Genomic DNA, 22864 nt, shown 5'->3' on the forward strand with positions numbered 1-22864 from the left:
TTTCAGCTGAAATGGTATCCAGAATCACAGACCGTATCCTGCCCGAGATTAAAGAATGGCAGTCAAGACCACTGGAACCTGTTTATCCGTTTATATTTATGGATGCCATTCATTATAAAATGAGGGAAGACGGAAGGATTATAAACCGTACTGCCTATGTTGTCCTTGGTGTAACGCTGGAAGCTTAAAAAGTATCTGTAACGCAAAATATACCGTCGGCAGTAAAAGTATTGACGGAAGAGCATAAAAATATACCCGAGGTCGGGTTTGGGCAGCGCCCAAGAAAAAAGGAAGGACGCTGCCTGTATTTATAATACAAAAAAATAGGACTATTTGAATAAAACAGAAGAAAAGGGATATACTTAAGATAACAGCATAATTCGACAAGGCAAACGTACCTATCTGAATGTTATTAAGATGATGTTCTTGAATTACTAGACACAAAAATAGTTACACCCTCGAAGAATTTTAAATGCAAACTAAAACTGGACACTATAGGAGTAAAACTTTCAAGAGCACTAAGTTTAATAAGGTGTGCTTTAGCCATTTTCAAACCACTAAAGCGCATTCTTTTCTATTTTATGCCATTGCATGTAGTTAGGGCCGATTATATCTGCTCTTTTATCCACTTATCCATATATTTTTCTAGAACTTTAAATTGGCAAGGTCCCATATCTAATACAAACTGATGAAATGCAAGAGCAGAAAATTTATCTCCAAGCTTTTCTTTAGCTTTTTTTTTCAATGCAGTGAGTTCTAAATATCCCAAGGTATATTTTAAATAATTACAAGGCTCCTCAATCATGCTTTCATGAATCTGTTTTGAGATGTTTTTATCAGTAAATCCAAAGGTCTTTAAATAGCTGGTTGTTGTATTTAAATCCCATCCATAATAGTTAATATTTATATCGCATTTGGCATAAATGCATAAGGTTGCAATCTGGTTGTAAGCTAAAACTTTCGCTACGGCATCATCAAGACCTGCAATACTGTAAGAATACATTTCTACATAGGTAGCCCAGCCTTCTGAATAACCATCAAAGTTAAGAAGATAGCGAATTGGTTTTGCATTCTTCTGGCTGTAGTAGCAGTTTTGATATAAATGGCCAGGATAGCCTTCATGAGCAATAGTAGGAAAAATCTGACTTAGATCGTATTTTTTACTCTTGTTAATGTATATACAGTTATTTTTGCAATTATCCAGCTGTGGAGTCAGGTAAAATGCAGGACTAATATGTTCTTCTAAAGACTTATCAACAGTCTTGACCATGCAGTTTACTTCCTTAAGTTTAGGAAAATCTACCTCAATAGCTCTTTGCAAGTAGCTAAGGATTTCCTCGGGATCTGTTAATGGATAATAGTACTGATCCAATTTAGTCTGCATATCAGGATCTGCTGAGATAATGACACCAATATTTTTCAGGCAGTCAGAAATAGTTTCATCTAGAAGTGTATCAATAGCTTTTATAGGACGATCTGAGCCAGTGTTAGTTTTTACAAGATATTTATAATACTCTTTTCCATGTTTAAAATGGCATAGGCCGCCATTATTTTTTCCTGTTCCCTTTAAGTTAGTCAGCTCTTTTATTAAAAGCTGATAAGCAGGAATAACTGATTGAAGCACAGCTTCTTTATTCTGCTGTTTATAAGTTTGCTTTTCGGTTTCGCTTAGTGCTGTATAGGAATCCATTCGATGATTGAAAAGTGTTATCAAGAAATTTTCTTCTGGATTTTTAATAAAGTCCTTACATTGGGAGATAATTGCATTAGCAGATGTATCAGACATAAATAAGCCTGCTTTGGATTTTTCTTTTTCAAAGGCAATAATCTGGGAATAGTAATCTTTCATCTGGTTTAGGCAACTTATATAATTTTCAATGTCTTTTTTATCTAAAAAGTGAAATTCAGCAAGAAGTACAGGCAGCTGAGCCTGTAATCCTGTGGTAGGACTTAGTACTTCGTTATATAAATTGAGTTTATCAGAATGAGCCTGCTCCTTTAAATATTTTAGAATGATATCATAGTTTTTTTTCTGTTCTGTTGATAATGTATCATAATCAAACTGTTCCAGTTTTTTTATGTATTGTTTTGCAGCTTTGTGCCCTCTTTTCATATTTTTTTGAGAATAAGAACCTAAAGTCGGGGTAAACTCTTTAATACCGTAGTTTTCAGGTCTGGCTAACGTATAATTAAGAGTAACGCTATCATTTTTTACTTCATCAAGAAACATTTGATCAATTAAGGGATCAAAGTCAGTACCTGTGTAGATTACTTTCTTTCCCGTTACACAGCCTGTAAGCTGTAAAAGAACGCATAAGGTAAGAATAAGGGAAAACAGTTTTTGGGATTTCATAAAAAATCCTTTCTTAAGGCATTATTAAAATTAGTATATTGTATGTGTACAGTACGAAAAACATGAATTTATATATTGATTGTCTGCCATTTAAAGGAAACATTTAAAGAATTACTATTTTTTGTTAGAAGATTTAAAATCATTCTATCTTGCCAATACTAAAATTAACAATTGCAAAAATTTAATTTAGGCTATATAATAATTAGTATGTTTACAGAAAAAAGGCTATGAAAAGAAGAGTACCTATGTAAGCCGTTTACAGAGAACCCGGCTGCTGAGAAAGGGGATGTTGCAAATATAGGGAAGATGGTCTTGGAGCTTCGCAGTTGAGAGGAAACTTTAGATTGCGACGGATGCACCCGTTATTGTGATAGGCTGTCAGGATGCAGCTGATGAGGCTTTAACTGCGAGGTTAAGGTGAATTTAAAGTGGTACCACGGGAATTCTCGTCTTTAAATAGTGTGAAACTATTTGAGGCGTTTTTTTTTGCCCTAACACAGGGGCTTATATTTTAGGAGGTAATAGAATCATGGCAAAGAAACCATATTATTTGACAACAGCCATTGCCTATACATCAGGCAAACCACACATTGGAAACACATACGAAGCAGTATTAGCAGACAGTATTGTCCGTTTCAAAAGAATGCAGGGCTTTGATGTACGTTTTCAGACAGGAACAGATGAACATGGCCAGAAAATCGAATTAAAAGCACAAGAAGCTGGAATTACACCAAAGCAGTTTGTAGACAACGTATCTGGTGAAATTAAGAATATCTGGGACTTAATGAATACATCTTATGATAGATTTATCCGTACAACAGATGAAGATCATGAAAAACAGGTTCAGAAAATTTTTAAAAAATTATATGAACAAGGCGATATTTACAAAGGATATTATGAAGGAATGTATTGTACACCATGTGAATCCTTTTTTACAGCTTCTCAGCTAGTAGACGGAAAATGTCCTGACTGTGGAAGAGAGTGCCAGCCAGCACAGGAAGAGGCTTATTTCTTAAAATTAAGCAAATATCAGGATCGTTTAATCAAACACATTAACGAGCATCCTGAATTCATTCAGCCAGAATCTCGTAAAAATGAAATGATGAACAACTTCTTATTGCCAGGACTTCAGGATTTATGTGTATCCAGAACATCCTTTAAATGGGGTATCCCAGTTGACTTTGATGACAAACATGTTGTATATGTATGGTTAGACGCACTAAGCAACTACATTACTGGTTTAGGATTTGATGTAGATGGAAATAATAGTGATTTGTATGATAAATTCTGGCCTGCTGATTTACACCTAATCGGTAAGGACATTTTAAGATTCCACACTATTTACTGGCCAATCATGTTAATGGCATTAGATTTGCCGTTACCAAAACAGGTATTTGGACATCCTTGGCTGCTACAAGGTGATGGAAAGATGAGTAAATCCAAAGGTAACGTATTATATGCGGATGAATTAGTTGATTTCTTTGGCGTAGACGCAGTTCGTTATTTTGTATTACACGAAATGCCATTTGAAAGCGATGGTGTCATTACTTGGGAGCTTATGGTAGAACGTTTGAATTCTGAACTTGCGAATACGTTAGGTAATTTAGTAAACAGAACAATCTCTATGAGTAACAAGTATTTTGGCGGTATTGTAAATAATGCAGCAGTAAAAGAAGAAGTAGATGAGGATTTAATTCGTGTCACTTTAGAAACTCCTGACAAGGTAATTGCAAAAATGGATAAATTAAGAGTAGCAGATGCAATTTCTGAAATCTTTATTTTATTTAAACGCTGCAATAAATACATTGATGAAACAATGCCTTGGGCTTTAGCCAAAGAGGAAGACAAGAAGGCAAGATTAGAAACCGTTCTTTATAACTTAGTTGAGAGCATTTCTGTAGGTGCAAGCTTGTTAGAGCCTTTCATGCCTGAAACTTCAGCTAAAATCTTAGGACAGTTAAATGCCGATAAGAGAGAATTAGAAGATATGAAGGAATATGGAAAATATGTTTCTGGCACAAAGGTGGTAGAAAAACCAGAAATTTTATTTGCGAGACTGGATTTGAAAGAGGTATTAGAACAAGTGGAAGAAAAGAAAGCAGCACAGGCAGAAGAAGAACAAGTGGCAAATAACGAACCAGTAATTGATATTGAGCCAAAAGAAGAAATTCAGTATGATGACTTTATGAAAATGCAATTTCAGGTTGGTGAAATCATTGCCTGTGAAGAAGTAAAGAAATCGAAAAAACTTCTTTGCTCACAAGTCAGGATTGGAAGCCAGGTAAAACAGATTGTATCTGGTATCAAACAGCATTATAGTGCAGAAGAAATGGTTGGCAAGAAGGTTATGGTTCTTGTGAACTTAAAACCAGCAAAACTTGCAGGAGTTCTTTCAGAAGGAATGTTATTATGTGCAGAAGATGAAAATGGTGAGTTAGCACTTATGGTTCCAGAAAAGAAAATGCCAGCAGGAGCTGAAATCTGCTAGGGCATAAATATAGGAAATGATTAAGTAGGGTTGGATAAGATTATCTAACCCTATTTTAGTGAAAGAAGGCAACTGTTAGCAATGGGGATTTATATAGTCCTATGGACGATTTCGTATGTGAATATAAATAAGTATATCAAATAAGTATAATAAGTAGGATGAATAAATCTTTAAATTGTGATAAAATAAATACATGCAAAATAATAAAGATGAGGAAACTTATGCTATCTATTCTGTCTGTAATACAAAGCATAATTTAGAAAAGGCAATTCTGCTGGTGGTTTTGCTGGTGGAGGTTCAGGCAGTGGAAGCTGGTAAGTCGTAGTATGGAAAGGAAGTGTAGGAAATGTCAATCTTATCATGGTTATCAGATCTTTTTGGTGGAAGTCATGGCGGTGGTGGAAGCCATAGATTTTAATATTGTACATATTATTAAAAAATGGAGGTGCAAAAATGGTTTCATCTTTAATTTCAGTTATTTCAGGTTTATTTGGAGGCAGCAGTACTCATGTTAGCAGCAGTGGTACTGTTCATGGTGGAGGTGGTGGACATTTTTAGATTTCATTTACCTAATAAAGTATTATAACGGATACATAGAAGGGAGAGCTAATTTAATGTATATTTTTTCTGTTTTTTCGGGTTTATTTGGAGGTGGCAGTTCAGGAGGCTACAGCGGTGGCGGAGGCCATTTTGGAGGTGGCGGAGCTAGCGGAAGCTGGTAGAGACTTCTATATTTATTTAAATGAAATGTAAAAGGAAGTGTTTAAAATGGATATTTTAGGATGGTTATCAGATTTATTTAAACCAGGCCATAGTAGTGGAGGACATAGTTTTTAAAAATCATTATTTAAACCAAAGTAAGAGTTCCTTGCACTTATAAGAGTAACATTACATTAAAGGAACTCAGACTTTGTGACAATATACGAGTGCTACTGTTTTTTACAGGTGTTTTTTTGCTTGTGGGTGTATATTAGCGTCCTGTTCTTTAGGACGCATTTTTATTCTAATTTGTTTTTCCCCTTTTCCTCTTTCTGAATTTTTGCTAGAATAATACTTATTGAAAAAAATATGAATAGAACAAAAGAGGTTATAAGCAATTATGATATTTGAAAGCCATGCTCATTATGAAGATGAGCGATTTAATGAAGATAGAAAACAGCTGTTAAAATCTTTTCCATCCAATGGCATTGGCTATGTAGTAAATGTGGCCTCCAGTCTTGCTACTGTGGATAAGACAATTGCATTGACAAGGGAATATGATTTTATTTATGGTACAGTAGGAGTCCATCCAGAAGAATGCGCCCCCCTTCAGGAATCAGATATGGAGAAGTTTAAAGAACTATGTAAGAATCCAAAGGTGGTTGCCATAGGCGAAATCGGGTTAGACTATTACTGGAATGAGCCAGATAAAGAGATACAGAAAAAGTGGTTTATTCGCCAGTTAGAGCTTGCAAAAGAAGTAAAGCTTCCAGTCATTATCCATAGCAGGGATGCGGCAAAAGATACTATGGATATCATGAAAAAATATCATGCTGAAAAAGCAGGTGGAGTAGTTCACTGTTTTTCTTATTCTGTGGAAATGGCACAGGAATTTGTAAAAATGGGATTTTACATTGGTGTAGGTGGTGTAGTGACATTTAAGAACGGAAAAAAACTAAAAGAAGTAGTAGAACAGATTCCATTGGAACACATTTTACTTGAGACTGACTGCCCATATTTGGCACCAGTTCCACACCGTGGGGAAAGGAATACTTCCTTGAATCTGAAATATATTGCACAAGAGATAGCCAGAATAAAAGGGGTATCCTATGAAACAGTGGTGGAGACCACAAGGGAAAATGCAAAAAGAATGTATCAAATACAGTAACGAGAGGTAATAAAATGGCGACATTAGGGAATCCACAAAATACCATTGCAATTTTAAATAAATATGGGTTTAATTTTCAGAAGAAGTTCGGACAGAACTTCTTAATAGACACCCATGTACTAGAAAAGATTATACGTGCGGCAAATATTACAAAGGATGATTTTATTGTAGAAATAGGACCAGGAATCGGAACTATGACACAGTATTTATGTGAGGCAGCACGTGAGGTTGTAGCAGTAGAAATTGATAAAAATCTAATTCCTATTTTAGAAAATGACACCCTTTCTGCATATGACAATGTAATCGTAATTAATCAGGATATTTTAAAACTGGATTTAAATAAACTTGTTAAGGAACGCAATAATGGCAAGCCAGTAAAGGTAGTTGCCAATTTGCCATATTATATTACAACACCTATTATCATGGGGTTATTTGAAAAGGAAACACCAATTGAGAACATTACCGTTATGGTTCAGAAAGAAGTGGCCCAGCGTATGCAGGTGGGACCTGGAACAAAAGATTATGGCGCATTATCTTTAGCAGTTCAGTACTATGCAGAGCCATATATTGTAGCAAATGTACCACCCAACTGTTTTATGCCACGTCCAAACGTGGGATCAGCAGTAATCCAGCTTACAAAGCATAAGGAAAAGCCAGTTCAGGTAAAAGACGAGAAGTTAATGTTTAAGCTGATTCGTGCATCTTTTAATCAAAGACGTAAGACTTTGCAGAATGGTTTAAATAATTCACCAGAACTTCAATTTTCAAAAGAAGAAATTATAAATGCCATTGAAGAGGCTGGATTTGTTCCTAGTATTCGTGGAGAGGCACTTACATTAGAAGATTTTGCGAGATTAGCAGATATTTTAAGCCAGTAATTAAAGTTTGATATGAAATTAAGTTATTCTATCTTATATTAATAGTTCATTAGCAATGCTTTTGGATAATTCTGTAAAAACAAGAGAAAATAGGAAAGAGCCTGTATAGATTGAGGGTTATACAGGCTCTAGCTGAGGTTGCGTTTTCGTACTTTGAGGAGTCATAAATAAATTATGATGTACGAAAGTTTGAATTAATATAAGTTTAGATACAATACAGCAGGTGTAGGAGCTACTGTATATGTTTATAGTATCACACATATTGTATAAATTTTCTATACGACTTATTTCCTATTTTTAGCCTTAAATAAAAAGAGCAAATTCCTATTACTAATAAAAAAGCAGTATTTGCAAGTAGATTTATTAAAGCAAATACTGTTTTTCTATTATAATACTTTGTTTAGAAAGTCAATTGTTCTAGTATTCTTAGGATTTACCAGGACTTCTTCTGGCGTTCCGTCTTCTACAATGTAGCCACCATCCATAAAAACTACACGGCTGGCAACTTCTCTAGCGAAGCCCATTTCGTGTGTTACGATTACCATAGTCATTCCATCCTTGGCAAGCTGTTTCATAACATTTAAGACTTCTCCAACCATTTCAGGGTCAAGTGCACTGGTAGGTTCATCAAATAACATAATGTCCGGATTCATAGCAAGAGCTCTTGCTATTGCCACACGCTGTTTTTGTCCACCAGAAAGCTGAGATGGATAAAAATCCGCTTTCTGGCGTAAACCTACCTGTTCAAGGAGTTCAAGGGCACGTTTATCCGCTTCTTTTTTGGTCATTTTCTTTAATTCAACAGGAGCTAGAGTAATGTTTTCCTGAACAGTCATGTGTGGAAAAAGATTAAAATGCTGGAATACCATGCCGATATTTTCGCGGATTTTGTTAATGTCATTTTTTTTATCTCTTAGATTCATTCCATCAACAATAACAGTTCCAGAGGTAACCTTTTCAAGACGGTTCAGGCATCTTAGAAAAGTACTTTTACCAGATCCAGAAGGTCCAATAAGACATACAACTTCGCCTTCTTTGATTTCCATATCAATTCCCTTTAATACTTGAAGACTGTGGTAGCTTTTTGTAAGCTTTTCAACATGTACTTTATTTTCCATATGCCGTCTTCCTTTCAATATATCTAGAAATCTTAGTAATTACATAAATGATAATAAAGTAATATAGAGCAACCAGTGACCACATAGCCATGGACTCATAATTTTTTGCAATTACAAGTTTCCCTGCCATAGTAAGTTCACGGATACCAATAATACTTAAAATGGAAGTATCTTTTAATGTAATAATAAACTGATTAATCAGCGAAGGAGTCATGGTACGAAGGGCCTGTGGCAAAATAATTTTACGCATAGCCTTACGGGATGAAAGACCTAAACTTCTAGCAGCTTCCATTTGGCCTTTATCAACGGCTTCAATACCACCACGAATAATTTCAGCCATGTAAGCACCAGCGTTTAAACTGATTGCAATAATTCCTGCAGTCAGTTCGCTCATTCGGATGCCAAAGGCCCCGGGTAAACCAAAGTAGATAATATAGGCTTGCACTAGGAACGGGGTACCACGAATAATGTTGATGTATATGCTAGTAATGATCTTTAAGTATTTGTTCTTGGACACATTAATAATGGCACATACGATACCAATAATGCTTGCGAAAATAATACCAGTAATTGCGAGCTGTAAAGTGACTCCTAAGCCAGAAAGCAAGTCACCACCAAACTCTACTAACAAATCAATTAGTTTCATTTCATCATTCCTTAATTTAAATTACAATAAGTTCTCTCGATTGGGAGCATTGGTTTTTAACAAAAGTACAATGGAAGTTTAGGTTGTATATTTATCCAGAATTTCTTGATAGGTTCCATTTGCTTTGATGTTTTCAAGGCCTGTATTGAATTTTTCAAGTAACTTGGCATTAAGTCCTTTGTTTACAGCAAATCCGTATGAAGAAGTGTTTTCCTGCTTTCCAGCCACTTGTAATGCTAAGCCCTGTTTAATTGCAAATGATACAACAGGAAAGTCTTCAAAACAAGCGATAGAACCGCCAGCAATTACTTCGTCGTACATACCTGAAGAATCCTCAAAAGTCTTTATCTTAAAGCTGTATTTATCCTGAATGGATTCCGCAAATGCAGCACCCTGTGTACCAATTTTAACAGCGACAGACTGTCCACGCAGATCTTCATAAGTTTTCACATTTGTAGTTGTGTTCTTAACAGCCATAGTAACACCAGCTTCATAATAAGCCGTTGAGAAATCATATTTCTGTGCTCTGGCTTTTGTAATGCTCATACCAGCAATTACACCGTCTACCTGTTTGGATTCAAGAGCTGTGATTGCTGCGTTAAAGCCTAATGTCTTCAACTCGTATTGGAAATTCTGATCTTTAGCGATTGCTGCTAAAATATCCATATCGATTCCAGCCATTGTGCCATTGTCTTCATACTCAAATGGCGCAAATGTAGTATCTGTAGCAATTAAGTATTTACCGTTATCAGAAGAACTGTTACAACCAGTAAGTAGTGTAGCCATCATAGAAAAAGCAAGGGCCATAGATAAGAATTTTTTAAATCTTTTCATCCTTTTTTCCTCCAATTCATTACTTCGCTAACTGATTTGAGTATTATCAAGATAATAAATTAGCAAAAATTTATCATTTTATAATTAAACCAGTAAACAAACTATTTTACAATAGGAATATTATGGAACAACAAAGAATATATATAGTTGAATGTATAATTTTTAAGGAGCTGGTGATATGGCAGACTATAAGAGATTAGTTTCATATATATACGATTATGAAGCAGGAATTCGGAAAAGAAATATTGGATTTGGCCGTATAGAGTCAAAAAATGGACAATGCAAAGTAACTATACATATTACAGCAAATATCTCTCCATTGGAACCGCTAAAGGTATATTTATTCCGTAGAAATGGTTCTAAGATAGAAGGAATCCTGTTTGGAACTATGATTTTTAAAAATGGAACAGGTGACTTCCGAGGGGAAACCAGTACCAACGCACTTATGGATACGGAGATTGGACTAGATGACATTTGTGGTATAATTATAGTTTTAAATCAAAATAAATTCTTTGGTTCTGAGTGGGATGATCAGGAGATACGTTTTGAGAATTTTCAGGAGTATTCTGATCAAGGAGAGCGAGAACGTGCAAAGCGTATGGATCGAATGGTGCAGAATATTCATGTACAGACGCAAAACATTACGGATATGTTAATGGAAGAAGACTTAGCAAATCAGATAAGAGAACCAGAACAGGAGTTAAAAGCAGCGCAGCTAGATACTTCTGCAAAAGTAAGTGAGGCAATGGAAACGGTAGTGGATGTGGTACAGTCTCTTTTTCAAGAGCAGAAAAAGGAAGATGGCTCTGCAGAACCAAAAGAAGATTATGTATATCAGGAAGAAGAGGATATTGTTGCTGCACAGGCATCAGAGGAAGTATACTCTGATAAGACAGTGGAGGCTTTTAAGACTCAAGAGGAAGAGGTATATATGGGAGGAGCTTCTGTCAAGGAGGAGCTAGAAGAGGAAGAAAAATTAAAAGAGGATTTAGGTGAAGAACTAGTTGCTGCAGCGGAACTGTCAAAACAGCCATTTTTCGAGGAGCCATTTGCTAGAACTTTTGAATTTGAAAATCAAGGTGCCAATAAAGAGTCTTGTAAAGAAGAGCAAGTAGAGGCAGCAGAAATGGGTGGAAACTGCTGTCACAGTGACAATTATCCTGAATGTGTAAGAAATCTTTTTAAGAGTTTTCCATCATTAAAACCGTTCCCAGACAGTGATGCAAACAACTGGGTTAGAATTGAACCGAAAGATATTGGAATGTTGCCAGTGGAAACATGGGTTCTTGCAAATAATAGTTTTCTTCTTCATGGATATTATAATTATAGACATTTAATTTTTGGAGTTCTCAAGCTGGAGAAGGGAGAACAGTTTGTCATTGGTGTGCCTGGCATTTTACAAAGTACAGAGCAGACCATGGCGGGAATGTTTGGGTTTCATAGATTTCTTTCAGCAAGTAAAGGAGAAAATCAGTACGGAAGTTTTGGATACTGGGTACAGCAGATTGTTTTGTAAATTAGTCAGAATAAGGGGTAATGAGAGAATAACATGCATGATCATGCCAAGAACCGTTTAACCTTGCATAAGAAACTCGAACCCCTTCTCTATGAAAACCTGCCTTTTCAATAAATTTAAGAGAAGGAATATTGTTTACATGAATTAGTGCTTCAATCCGATGTATCTTAAATTTCGTAAACATAAGCATACATGCATACTGGACGGCTTCTAAACAAAAGCCGTTTCGCTTGTATGGATTTGAAATTTTATAACCAAGTGCACAGCTTCTAAAAATACCATGTACAATGTTATGAAAACTTATTGTCCCGATTGGAATATGTGGATTATTTTTTAGAAAGATATAGAAACGTACTTGTGTTCCTTTTTCATATGCAAGAAAATCATAATAAAGCATTCTTCCTTGATATTCTAAGGTATAAAATCCTTTATCTCGATCTGGTTCCCAAGGTTCAAAATAAGTTTTATTTTCTGTGTAAAAATCTAAAACTTCTGGTGCCCAGTTAGGGTCTAACACTTTTAAAATTAAACGTTCTGTGCAGAATTCTGTGTACATAATTCCTCCAATATTTTATGATTTTATATCCCTATAATAGCACATTTCTTAACATAAGGTGTGGCAATATGAAGTAAAATCTGTAATTCTTTTTTGGTATAGCTTGTATAGACAGGATTTATTACTCCAGGAGACTGTATATAGGGCTGAAGATAATAGGCACTGGCACCAGCAATTCTTTGACTGATGGTTTTAATGTCTTCTTTGGTATGTAGTTCCTTCACAACGGTAGTACGAAACTCGTAAGAAACAGGACTGCTCATGATAAGTGAAATAGAATAGTCTATGGCATCTAAGGAAAGAGCAGAGTTTGTGGTTACAGGATATTTTTTTCGTGTATTTTTTATATCCATTGCTACATAATCTAACAAATTGTAATCTAACAGTTCTTTAAGTATATTAGGATTAGAACCATTGGTATCTAATTTTACTTTATAACCAAGATTCTTCACATTATGTATAAATGATGTTAAATCGTGCTGCAAGGTAGGTTCTCCACCTGTAATGCAGACGGCTTCTAATTTTCCATAACGAGACTTTAAAAAGGAAAAAATTTCGTCCTCTGATATATTGGAAAGGTCATTTGGATGAAGGACAAGACTTTTATTGTGGCAAAAAGGACAAGAGAAGTTGCATCCTCCTGTAAAAATAGTAGCAGCCAAATATCCTTTAAAATCCAATAAAGATAGTTTTTGCAAGCCTTTTATATCCATGACAGACTCCTTTTCTATATAAATCTGGTTTATATATGTTTAATCCTAACCTGTTTTTGGTATAATGTCTATAAGAAAATGTATTTGTATGAAAATAAGAAAAATGCTAAAATAGGGCAGGTTTATAACAGGAGATATAAATGGAAGACGAAAAGTTTATGAAAGAAGCATTAAAGCAGGCAAAAAGGGCATACAAACAGGATGAGGTGCCCATTGGCTGTGTTATAGTGCAAAATGGAGAAATTATTGCAAGAGCTTATAATAAGCGTAATAAAAAAAGAAACCCTTTGGCTCATGCGGAGATTCTGGCCATTAATAAGGCTGCCAAAGTAACAGGGGATTGGAGATTAGAGGATTGTGTCATGTATATTACATTAGAACCTTGTCAGATGTGTGCAGGTGCTATTGTGCAGGCACGTATTCCAAAGGTAGTAATTGGAAGTATGAATCCGAAGGCCGGCTGTGCAGGTTCTATTTTGAATTTGCTTCAAGTTCAGGCCTTTAACCACCAGGTGGAACTGGTAAAGGGAGTGATGGAGGAAGAATGCACCAATATGTTACAGGATTTTTTTAAAGAACTTCGAGATAAGAAGAAGGAAGAAAAGAAAAAACTGCAAGAGCAAGCTTGACAGAAAGGGCATTTTTGCGTATACTAAATTTACGCTTTTTTCTAAAGCGCATTTCTTTTGTTAATAATTTTTCCGTGCAGCTGGGGAGTTAGCGGTGCCCTGTACCTGCAATCCGCTACAGCAGGAGTGATGTCATGCCCCGGATTTGTTTTTGTAGAGCTGCCCTTTATAAGTGGCGTTGACGTTCTGGTCTCGCGCAACAGGAATCTGTGAACCGTGTCAGGTCGGGAACGAAGCAGCACTAAGCAGAGTGCCCTGTGTGCCGTGAGGGTGCTGGGACTGAGTTAACTGTAAAGGTAACGTCTGTGGAACTTTTTCAAAGCATGATGCACGGAGTTTATTCATAATAATTCGTATAAACTTTAAAATCAAAGATACAAGTGGCTTTGCTTGTATCTTTTTTTCTTATAAAAAATGGTTTGTTTTTTTAGTATTTACTAAAAATAGGTCTTTTAGTACTTTCTATTAAATCCAACCTTTGGTATAATTAAATTATCGCATGTATGGGGGTGAATGATTTTATGGAAGCGTTAAATAAAAACGCAATGAATCAAGTGCCAGAAGGTACGATTATTTTTAAGGAAGGCGATATTGCCAACTATGTTGGTTTGGTACTTCGTGGAAGAGTGCAGATTGAAAGCAGAGGTTCTAAAGTAACTGCGGGAGCTGGTACATTTATAGGAGTAGCAGATTTTGCTATTGGAAGATACCAGTCAACTTACTATGCAGTAGACAATGTCATTATTTATATATTTGAAATAGCATCTTTTGAAGATTTAAAAAAAGCAGTTTCTGCAAACAGGGATTATGGTGGCTTAATGATAGCTTCCCAGTCAAGATATATAAGGGAACTGGAACGAATACGAGCAGACTTGATGGACCAGGCGAAAAAATTAGAAGCATTTCTAAAGGACACATACAAAGAATTAGTAACGTTTAGTGTAAGGTCTGGCTATCCAACACAAGACATTTCCATGATACAGGATTTAACGCCTAATGAAACTGTTTTAGGAGAAAAACAGGAGGCGGTTGATTATTTTTGTGCATCTAGTGAACTTTCCATTGATCTATGTAAAACTTTTTATTCAGACAGCAGAATTAGTGTCTATACTGCAAAACAGCAGGTGGAAGTCATAAATTTATTAATTGAAGAATGTACACAGACTGCGTGTTATATAGTAGAAGAATTATCTTGTTTATATTCAGAAGAGGATTCCTGTTTGTTAAAGCAGGTTGTAAGACTGATAAAAGACATTTCAGCAGATAAAAACAACAAGGAATTTACTTCTAATTTATTTGATCGCTGTGTAGAGGTAATAAATAAAACAGAAAGCATGCTAAGCCAGAATACAGGTTATGATATAATTCTAGATCGTGAGTATTTAGAAGATGCTTATTATTCCATTATGTCAGGAGATTTTTCAGAAGCTGCGCAGGAAACAAGTGAAGAAGCCGTAATTGATGAAAATACAGTTATGTTTGAAGTGAAAGATGCTTTAAACAAAATTCTTCATTATTCAAGAGAAACAGAAGAAGAAGCAAGGGAGTTTAAACAGCTTTTGATGGAATTTGCACGTCTGGATGATAAATTGTCCTCTGATGATAGTGCTAGGAAAATCAGGAGAAGAATTAGTGAGGCTTATTATCAACTGTATGAAAAAGTATTTTTGGTGGCATATGAAAAGCAGGATAATAATCTGGTAATTGATTTATTCCTGAATTTTGGTTTTGTTGATGAAAACCTGCTGACGAAGGAACAGATTATGGATTTGTGCCGTTTGCGTTTTGATATGGAAAATGCTGCTCCTTGTAGAATTTACTCTATGAAGGACTGGCTGACATGCATTTATGAGCAGAAAAAAGATCCATCTAAAAGTGAGTTTGATTTGGATTATTATGACAACCTGCGTGAAAGAAAGAGAATGGAAAAGCTGACAGAGCGTGAGATTACCGAACTTAGCCAGAATAAGGAATTAAAACTTGAGTATGAAATTAAAAATATGCTCAAATACAATACCCGTATTGCAAGTGGAAGAATATCTACGTATGTGCCATTCCTCCATCAAGAGGTATTCTATGGAAGAGTACAGAAGGCTTTCCATACTGCCAAGCAGATTAATGCAGCAGTGAACAGGCTGCTTTCTGTGGATTATTCGATATTTTATCGTGAACGGGTATATTCTGATTTGGAAAATGGAATTACAAAAGAATATATTATGGAGCAGGTATTTCCTGACATCATTCTTTTGCCAGTCTGTGGTTCCAGAGCAATTATGTGGCAGGAGATAACAGGCCGAAAGAGAAATACGCCTGGAAGATTCTTAATTCCAGCACTTACAGAAGAAAATCTGGAAGAAATGCTAGTAGAATTGTTTGGAAGATTCCGTTGGGAACTTTGCAGAACCATTCAGGGAACAGCATGGAATAATATCCAGTATCCATCCTTAACGTCTGAGTATGTGGATTATATCCAGTTCTATCAGAAAAACCGGGATTTAACTGCAGAAAAGAAAGAAAAATTAAAGGCACAGATTGCCAGAGGACGTGGAAATAACCGAGAAGTATTCTTGATTGATTATATTGCATGGGTTACACGTGAATGTCGAGGAGAAATTCGTCTGAATAAAGTTGCACGTGGCCTGTTAGCTACATATGTACCTTTCCTAAAGGATGTCAGAGAGAAGGTTATTGCCCAGCCAATTTTTGCAGAAGCATATAATAAATTTGAAAGACACAGAACTCATAAGGTTAGAGAAATGGAAATGCGCATACGTGCATTGGAAAAGGACAAAATTGAAGTTCCAGAAGAAGTGATGAATACTTTGGAATTTTATAAGGATAAGTAAAAAAGGGACAGTATGGTTTGGCTTATTTGTAGCATTGAATCTTTTTAGCTGGAAACAGTGGAGATACATATGTTGAGGACTAAAAAGATGTAAAGATACAAATTGCTAAACTATACTGCTCTTTTGTTATCTTGTTTTGTAAGAAGCATTGAAAAGAATGAGCTGTAATAACATAAAAAGTAAGTAATTAGAGATATAAAGAGAAAAATAGATTGTTTTTTTAGAAAAAATATGCTAAAATTTCTATTGGAAAATGAAAAATTAAGTCTAAGTTAGTATGGTTTAGGTTTAAAATTATGAAATCTATGCGTGAAAGGGAATAAAATAATGAAAAAATTAAATAGGGTGGTTGCAATAGCAGGTTTAACAATAATAGTTGCAGGTATATCTATTGAGTTAGGGGCAAGTAAAAAGAGTTTTTCTTTTGAGTTCTCGTCTAGTGTTGTTGGTAGAACAGAGTTTGATTTTAGTGATGGTAAAGCAAAATGCAATGCTCAGGCAGATACGTATCGGTATGGGACAGGAGAAGTGCTAAGAAATAAATATAGATATAAATTAAGTTTGGAAAAAAAATCATTATTTGGTAAGACTTATGCTGGCAATACTATTTATGCTGATGGATGTACACACACAGTGTCATTTCAAAGTATTAAGGAAGGTACATATACAGTAAATATTGGTTCTCCAGACAGTTTGGCTTCAAAGGGAGCAATTATTAAAGGGACAGGGGTTTTATATCAAGAGTAATTATAGAAGAAATAAACAAGTAGACGATTTCATTAGTTCTAATGTAGTCGTCTATTTCTTTGCAATAACTTTTTGGTTTGCCTAAAGGCACTTGTTAATGTCGAGTTAAGAAATATGAATAGAGTAAGGGAGAAGAACGACGTGAATATATTGGATAACATTATATTATCATGTGAACAGGTTTCCAAGTCATATGAAAGTCATTTAATGAGGAAACGTGTGTTAAATCGGATTAGCTTAAACTTTAGTGAAGGTTCAATTAATTTAATCTATGGGAAAAGCGGAAGTGGAAAAACAACATTGCTTAATCTGCTTGCAGGTTTAGACAAACCGACTCAAGGCAGTATTATCTTTCAAGGAAGAAAATATGAATCCATGAAGGAGAAAGAATTAGCAAAGTTAAGAGGAATCAATTATGGATTTGTATTTCAGGCATATCATTTGATTCCACGTATCAGTGTAGAAGAAAATATTTTATGTCCTTCTTATGTAAATGGAAAACAAATAGATATGACGTATTTCCAATTCTTAATAGAAGAACTGGGGATAAAGCCTTTTGTAAAAAAATTACCATGTAAATTGTCAGGTGGGGAGCAGCAACGTGTTGCAATAGCAAGAGCAATGTTGTTAAAACCAAAGATTATTTTTGCAGATGAGCCAACTGGCAATCTTGACAGTGAAAATACAAAAGTGATAACATCTTTATTTCAAAAACTAAATGAGAAATATAGAACTACATTTATTATTGTTACACATGAAGAGAATCTTATAGAACAATGCGAACAGGTGATTCAGCTAAAGGATGGTGAAATTGTTATTGAGTAAAGAAAGAAAGGCATATATAAAATTAGCACAGTTGATAATTTGTAATAACAAAGGGTTGTTCGTACTTTTTACAGTAGCAGCTATTATTGGATTTACCTTTTTATTTACAATTACTTCTTTATCAGAGACAATTATTCAAACAAGACAGGATATTGCAATAGAAAAGTATGGAAAATTTCTTGCTATAATATCAGATGTTAGTGAAACACTGATGAAAGAGGTAAAAGAAAAAAATAGAAAGTTTGATTTTGAATGTTATGGCGTAGGGGGAAATATAGAGAAATCAGGAAAAAGGGTTACATATGGCTCAATGGATCAAAAGATGGGGGATATATTTGGATTTAAGCTATTAGATGGAAAATGGCCTCAAACTTCGAGACAAATTGTGGTAGAAGAATATGTATTGTATTTGTTTGGTATTCAAAATAAAAAATTACCAGTGACTATATCAATGGTAAGAGATGGACAGTCAGTAAAGTATGATGTTGTTGGTATTGTATCAAATTATTCCTATACGCTAGTTGATCGTGTGGATAGTACGCAAAATACAAAAACATATCCTTCTATTATTTTTGCAAAAGGACAATTGAAAAATGAAAAAACCTCATTAGTTATCTTGCAAAAAAAACTGAATTTTAAGACTTATCAAGAGGATATGGATTCTGTTTTAATGAAAGATTATAATGAAGATTTGACAAATGATAATGTTTGTATGAATGGAGACTGGGGAAATGAAGGATATAAGAATAATGAAGATATGATAGAAGCTGGAGTGGTTTATCTTATTTTATTGAATCTTTTGTTGATTCTGGAATTGATTATAATGATTAGAGTAATAATAACCAGAAATAAAAAGACACTTTCCTTGTTTGAAGTTTTTGGGTTATTGGAGAAACAGAGAAAAAAGGTGATTCTGTATGCAATGGGAAAAGTCATAATTATTGGTTTAACTGCTGGAGTTCTACTTTCAATACTGATTGGTTTAATTTATGCAGATAAAGCTTTTTTCCAATATAACAGGTATTATAATAGTGCATTAATAAAAAATGTTATGATTGAGCTTGTTTTGACTGGTTGTATTACCCTAGGCGTATACATTCTATGTGGAAGAAATCAAAAGAGTTCAATTATAGAAAAAATCACGAATACTGGTTTTGATCAAAAGCAAAGGAACTATAAATTTAAGAAAATAGATGGATGCATTGTATGCATGCAGGCTATATGCATGTTTTTTTTCATAGCATCCATGAATTTTACAGAGATGTTTCACTTTGATCAGAACCAGATAGATTACAGTTTATATAGTAAAAGAGTGGAGAGCTATTTGTCGCTAAATGGTTATGATATTGTTCGATACAGGGATAGTTTTTTTCCTTTTCCTTCTCTTGATGAATTTAAAGGGTATGGCGAAAATATTACTCTTACTACGGAGGCAGAAACAAAGCATAGTTTGCTTTTAATTGAAACGGACCGGATTGATCAATATTTTAAAGAATGGTGTGTGACAGAGGATAGAGAGCTATCAAGTGAAAAACAAAGAATGTGGAATCAGATTGCGGATGAGGCTGGAAAATACAGACCCATAGAAGCGTTATCTGCAAATGTCAAAGTGTTACCACAAAAAGAATTTTGTCACTTTTTACAGCAGAAGGGAATTGTAAATAGAACGCTGGAACATAATGAAAAACAAGCTTGTGTTTTGCTATTGCCAGAGTATAAGCAAAAAAGTTCTAAACCATCCCTAAAAGAAAAAGAAAGCTTATATCTTGGCAGGGTTCAAAGTAATAAGGATAAACTGGAATTTGTAAAAGAAGCATTTAAAATTGAAGCAGTGTTAAGCTGTAGCAGTAAAGAAAGTTCTAGTATTAAGATTATTATGAGTGAAACTGTTGCAAAGAGAAGTAAGTTAGTTGTAGGTTATAATACTATAAATATTGTAATGAAACCCAATACACCATTATCTGTACAAAAGGAAATAGAACAGAAGGTTTCTTTATTAATGGCATCTATACAGGGGGGGATGCTTGATTCTTCTGTTTCAAGGAATGAGGAGGACAAGCTGATGGGAAATTATACTTCTTTGCTGAGTAATTCTATTCTGTTGTTTGGGTTTTTAGCAATTTGTATTTATATCATATTTAACAGTTATATTGAATGGGAAAAGTATAGATACGAATATGGTGTGTTAAGAAGTTTTGGAATGAGTTATTCCACATTGCAACATAAGTTGTTTCTAAGATATAGTTATAGTATTATAATTGCAAGTATTATTTCTATTTTGTTAGGAAATCAAGCTTTTCCAAATGGAATGCTAACAATACAGCAAATTATTATTTCATCAGCAAGTACAATTTTAATTACTTATGTTTGTAGAATTGCAGTATATTACTGGAATAGAAATAAGTCGATTAGCAGTATGTTATATTCTTCTATATAAAATAAATTCAATTAGATATAGTTAAATATCAAGCCATTGCTATATATAGTTTCAAAAAATACTTAGCAATGGCTTGATGTTTATTATGGATTACATTTTCCGCATGGATGGTATCCAGCATCTAGTGCTTTTTTTCTTGTTGCAAAGCGGATCTGGTTTTCTTTTTTTGGGAGGGAGGAACAGTTGTGGGTGTGAAAAGTTTTAGAGTTCCTGTTGCCAATAAAGCCTCTTGTATAGGTAATTTTGTCATCTTTTTGGGTAAGGCCATTTTCGTCTGTAACATGTTCTTTTGAACTTTTTACTCCTGCTGTGTTCCAAATAATCTCTTTTCCATTGCTAGTAGCAATTATGGTACCTGACTTATCTGTACGGAACAAAGTGCTTCCTATGTCGTTTAAGCGGCTTAGGATTTCTTTATGAGGATGTCCGTAATCATTTCCAGTTTCAGTACTTATAACGCTGAATTCGGGGTTTACCGCTTTTAAAAATACATAACTGCTAGAAGCACGGCTTCCATGGTGTCCTACTTTTAAGACTTGGGCTTCTAATGGGACTTTTTCCTGTAACATGTCTTTTTCTGCTTCATTTGTAGAATCTCCAGTAAAAAGAAAACTGTTATCACCAAAATCAGCACGAAGAACTAAGGACATGGAATTTAAATCGTCATATTGTGCAACGGGTCCAAGAAAAGTAAATGCTGTTTCGCCAATAAAAAAGTTGTCTCCAGGATGTGGAACCTTTGGAGAAATTTTTTTCCTGTCCAATTCTTTTAACAGTGATTGATATACCTTGGATGCTGATGATTTATTGGTCATATAAACAGTTCCAATATCATAATTTTGTATAATCAAGGAAGCAGAACCAATATGGTCTTCATGAGGATGTGTCAAGACAAAGGTATTTAGTTTTTTTATATTAAGTTTATTAAGATAAGACTGAATAGTAAAAAAATCTGCCCTGTTACCAGCATCAATTAATACGTTTTGTCCTTGGTTCTGTAATAAGATACAGTCTGCCTGTCCAACATCAAGATAATGTACTGTCAATTGGGATGTGGTTTCCTTTGCAATATCAGGAATATTGGATGAACTAGGCTGGTCTGGAGATAAGGTGAAAATGTTTTGGCAGCTCGTTAGTGTTAAGCCAAACAATAAAAAAATAAAAGCGTACAATGTAACGAGTTGTTTTTTGAAAAAGTGTTTTGAAAATTTCTTCATATAGTAGCCTCCTCTATTCTGAAAATATTATATACGAAGAATGCAGCAGATGCAAAATTAGCAATTATGAAATGTGATTTTCCAAAACCAGTTTTCCAAAGTTATCAGCAGCTTCTTTAGCTTCCCCAGGATTGCTGTTATATTGATTTAATTTAAGAGCCAGTTTAGAAATTGATTTATAGTATGCCTGCAGAAGTTTTTTTGGAATGTCAATATTACCTTGTGCCATACTGGTAAGATCTTTTTCCAACTGAGTAAAAGCCAGAGATAACGGGTAATTACCAGAATTAAAGAGTTCTTTGCAAGAACAAAGGGAGGAAATGGTGTCGGCACAATGAAGGTTTGCAGCATCATTTAATAAAGCGGACATCTTTTGGCTAGTGGTCATTTTGTTAAAGTTCCAGTCAATTACAACATCATTTAATAGAAAATACAGTTTGGAGTCCATTTGCTGCTGCTTTAAATTATAAGTATTTTGCAAATAAGAATATTTCTCGCTTAATATAATAGTACATCCTATGAGAATAAGGACAAGTACAAAAGTAGAAAAATGCCATATTCTTTTATGCATATAGAAAAAAGTTTTCATATATACACTCCTTTTATAATTTCACTTTAACTCCCAGAATAGATAAAAATGCTTTAAATATTGAAATATGTGCAGCCCAGGATTGAGAGGTGACTAAGTTTCCGTCTGTTATAGCGACATCTCCTTCTACATCCACAAATTCACCGCCAGCAGCAGTAATTTCAGGGGCAACACTAGGATATGCAGTCAATTTGCGGCCTTTTAGTAAACCAGTAGCAACTAATAACTGTGGACCATGGCATACAGCTCCTATTGGCTTGTTTTCGTTTAAAAAGTAGCAAACTATATCTACAACACGTTTATCTAATCTTAGGTATTCTGGAGAACGTCCACCAGATATGTACAAGCCATCGTATTCTTCTACATTAACTTCATCAAAGGACTTGTTTATCATAAAATTATGTCCTCTTTTTTCGGAATAAGTTTGCTCTCCTTCAAAATCATGGATAGCAGTACAAATCATATCGCCAGCTTTTTTGTCAGGGCAAATGGCATCTACTTGGAAGCCTAGCGTCTGAAGCAGCTGAAATGGAACCATAGTTTCATAATCTTCAGTAAAGTCTCCAGCTAATAATAGTATTTTTTTCATAAAATACTCCTCCTAT

The 22864-nt window shown here is 34.7% G+C and carries 19 protein-coding genes, 1 other RNA gene, 1 pseudogene and 1 other annotated feature; of the genes and pseudogenes, 12 read left to right on the top strand and 9 right to left on the bottom strand.

The features are described 5' to 3' along the window. Positions 1-182, top strand: a pseudogene (locus BMY85_RS12380) (transposase); the annotation flags it as partial. A gap of 425 nt (positions 183-607) precedes the next feature. Here BMY85_RS12380 and BMY85_RS12385 read toward each other — a convergent pair. Beyond that, entirely contained in the window at positions 608-2353 is a 1746-nt protein-coding gene (locus BMY85_RS12385) for a DUF885 domain-containing protein (protein WP_092478592.1), read from the bottom strand. 218 nt (positions 2354-2571) lie between these two features. Beyond that, positions 2572-2810, top strand: a binding site (T-box leader). Positions 2811-2882: 72 nt separating this feature from the next. Here BMY85_RS12385 and metG point away from each other — a divergent pair. The 4 genes from metG to rsmA all read left to right on the top strand — a co-directional run bounded on the left by metG (position 2883) and on the right by rsmA (position 7586). Continuing rightward, entirely contained in the window at positions 2883-4841 is a 1959-nt protein-coding gene (gene metG / locus BMY85_RS12390; protein WP_092478593.1) for a methionine--tRNA ligase, read from the top strand. A 193-nt stretch (positions 4842-5034) separates the two neighbouring features. Then, positions 5035-5166, top strand: coding sequence for a hypothetical protein (locus BMY85_RS16110; RefSeq protein ID WP_278280417.1), 132 nt, complete (start codon positions 5035-5037; stop codon positions 5164-5166). Between the two features lie 774 nt (positions 5167-5940). Next, positions 5941-6708, top strand: a complete 768-nt coding sequence (locus tag BMY85_RS12395) for a TatD family hydrolase (RefSeq protein WP_092478594.1) — start codon at positions 5941-5943, stop codon at positions 6706-6708. Positions 6709-6722: 14 nt separating this feature from the next. Continuing rightward, entirely contained in the window at positions 6723-7586 is an 864-nt protein-coding gene (gene rsmA, locus BMY85_RS12400; protein WP_092478595.1) for a 16S rRNA (adenine(1518)-N(6)/adenine(1519)-N(6))-dimethyltransferase RsmA, read from the top strand. Between the two features lie 386 nt (positions 7587-7972). On the opposite strand, the gene BMY85_RS12405 is transcribed toward rsmA, so the two are convergent. From BMY85_RS12405 to BMY85_RS15940, 3 genes are all read right to left on the bottom strand, one after another. Further along, the gene (locus BMY85_RS12405) at positions 7973-8704 is read right to left on the bottom strand and encodes an amino acid ABC transporter ATP-binding protein (protein WP_092478596.1); all 732 of its coding nucleotides are present in this window, start codon (positions 8702-8704) and stop codon (positions 7973-7975) included. Then, positions 8694-9350 carry an amino acid ABC transporter permease gene (locus tag BMY85_RS15935; protein WP_242939738.1) on the bottom strand — a complete coding sequence of 219 codons (657 nt, stop codon included), beginning with the start codon at positions 9348-9350 and terminating at the stop codon, positions 8694-8696. The genes BMY85_RS12405 and BMY85_RS15935 overlap by 11 nt, the downstream gene beginning before the upstream one ends. A 78-nt stretch (positions 9351-9428) precedes the next feature. Beyond that, entirely contained in the window at positions 9429-10184 is a 756-nt protein-coding gene (locus tag BMY85_RS15940) for a transporter substrate-binding domain-containing protein (RefSeq protein ID WP_242939739.1), read from the bottom strand. 178 nt (positions 10185-10362) lie between these two features. Here BMY85_RS15940 and BMY85_RS12415 point away from each other — a divergent pair, with 178 nt between their 5' ends. Continuing rightward, complete coding sequence (locus BMY85_RS12415) at positions 10363-11700, top strand: DUF6128 domain-containing protein (RefSeq protein ID WP_092478597.1); 1338 nt, start codon at positions 10363-10365, stop codon at positions 11698-11700. A 1-nt stretch (position 11701) separates the two neighbouring features. On the opposite strand, the gene BMY85_RS12420 is transcribed toward BMY85_RS12415, so the two are convergent. Both BMY85_RS12420 and BMY85_RS12425 read right to left on the bottom strand, forming a co-directional pair. Then, positions 11702-12256, bottom strand: a complete 555-nt coding sequence (locus BMY85_RS12420; RefSeq protein ID WP_092478598.1) for a GNAT family N-acetyltransferase — start codon at positions 12254-12256, stop codon at positions 11702-11704. Between the two features lie 23 nt (positions 12257-12279). Next, a complete protein-coding gene (locus BMY85_RS12425) occupies positions 12280-12969 on the bottom strand; it encodes an anaerobic ribonucleoside-triphosphate reductase activating protein (RefSeq protein WP_092478599.1) in 690 nt (229 codons plus the stop codon). Between the two features lie 140 nt (positions 12970-13109). Between BMY85_RS12425 and tadA the strand changes: the two genes are divergently transcribed. From tadA to BMY85_RS12455, 6 genes are all read left to right on the top strand, one after another. Beyond that, positions 13110-13598, top strand: coding sequence for a tRNA adenosine(34) deaminase TadA (gene tadA, locus BMY85_RS12430; protein ID WP_092478600.1), 489 nt, complete (start codon positions 13110-13112; stop codon positions 13596-13598). A 72-nt stretch (positions 13599-13670) separates the two neighbouring features. Further along, positions 13671-13932: signal recognition particle sRNA large type (gene ffs / locus BMY85_RS12435), an RNA gene on the top strand. A 187-nt stretch (positions 13933-14119) separates the two neighbouring features. Further along, entirely contained in the window at positions 14120-16444 is a 2325-nt protein-coding gene (locus BMY85_RS12440) for a cyclic nucleotide-binding domain-containing protein (RefSeq protein ID WP_092478601.1), read from the top strand. 327 nt (positions 16445-16771) lie between these two features. Continuing rightward, entirely contained in the window at positions 16772-17191 is a 420-nt protein-coding gene (locus BMY85_RS12445) for a hypothetical protein (protein ID WP_092478602.1), read from the top strand. Positions 17192-17410: 219 nt separating this feature from the next. After that, positions 17411-18016, top strand: a complete 606-nt coding sequence (locus tag BMY85_RS12450; RefSeq protein WP_177180780.1) for an ABC transporter ATP-binding protein — start codon at positions 17411-17413, stop codon at positions 18014-18016. After that, positions 18003-20453, top strand: a complete 2451-nt coding sequence (locus tag BMY85_RS12455) for a hypothetical protein (protein ID WP_177180781.1) — start codon at positions 18003-18005, stop codon at positions 20451-20453. The genes BMY85_RS12450 and BMY85_RS12455 overlap by 14 nt, the downstream gene beginning before the upstream one ends. 83 nt (positions 20454-20536) lie before the next feature. On the opposite strand, the gene BMY85_RS12460 is transcribed toward BMY85_RS12455, so the two are convergent. From BMY85_RS12460 to BMY85_RS12470, 3 genes are all read right to left on the bottom strand, one after another. Beyond that, positions 20537-21670: an MBL fold metallo-hydrolase gene (locus BMY85_RS12460; protein ID WP_092478605.1), complete on the bottom strand. Its 1134-nt coding sequence runs from the start codon at positions 21668-21670 to the stop codon at positions 20537-20539. 64 nt (positions 21671-21734) lie between these two features. Next, positions 21735-22118 carry a hypothetical protein gene (locus BMY85_RS12465; protein ID WP_143066387.1) on the bottom strand — a complete coding sequence of 128 codons (384 nt, stop codon included), beginning with the start codon at positions 22116-22118 and terminating at the stop codon, positions 21735-21737. Between the two features lie 154 nt (positions 22119-22272). Then, positions 22273-22848: a DJ-1/PfpI family protein gene (locus tag BMY85_RS12470; protein WP_092478607.1), complete on the bottom strand. Its 576-nt coding sequence runs from the start codon at positions 22846-22848 to the stop codon at positions 22273-22275. Positions 22849-22864 lie beyond the last annotated feature (16 nt).

It is taken from the genome of [Clostridium] polysaccharolyticum (assembly GCF_900111595.1).
Lineage (GTDB): Bacteria > Bacillota > Clostridia > Lachnospirales > Lachnospiraceae > Clostridium_AI > Clostridium_AI polysaccharolyticum.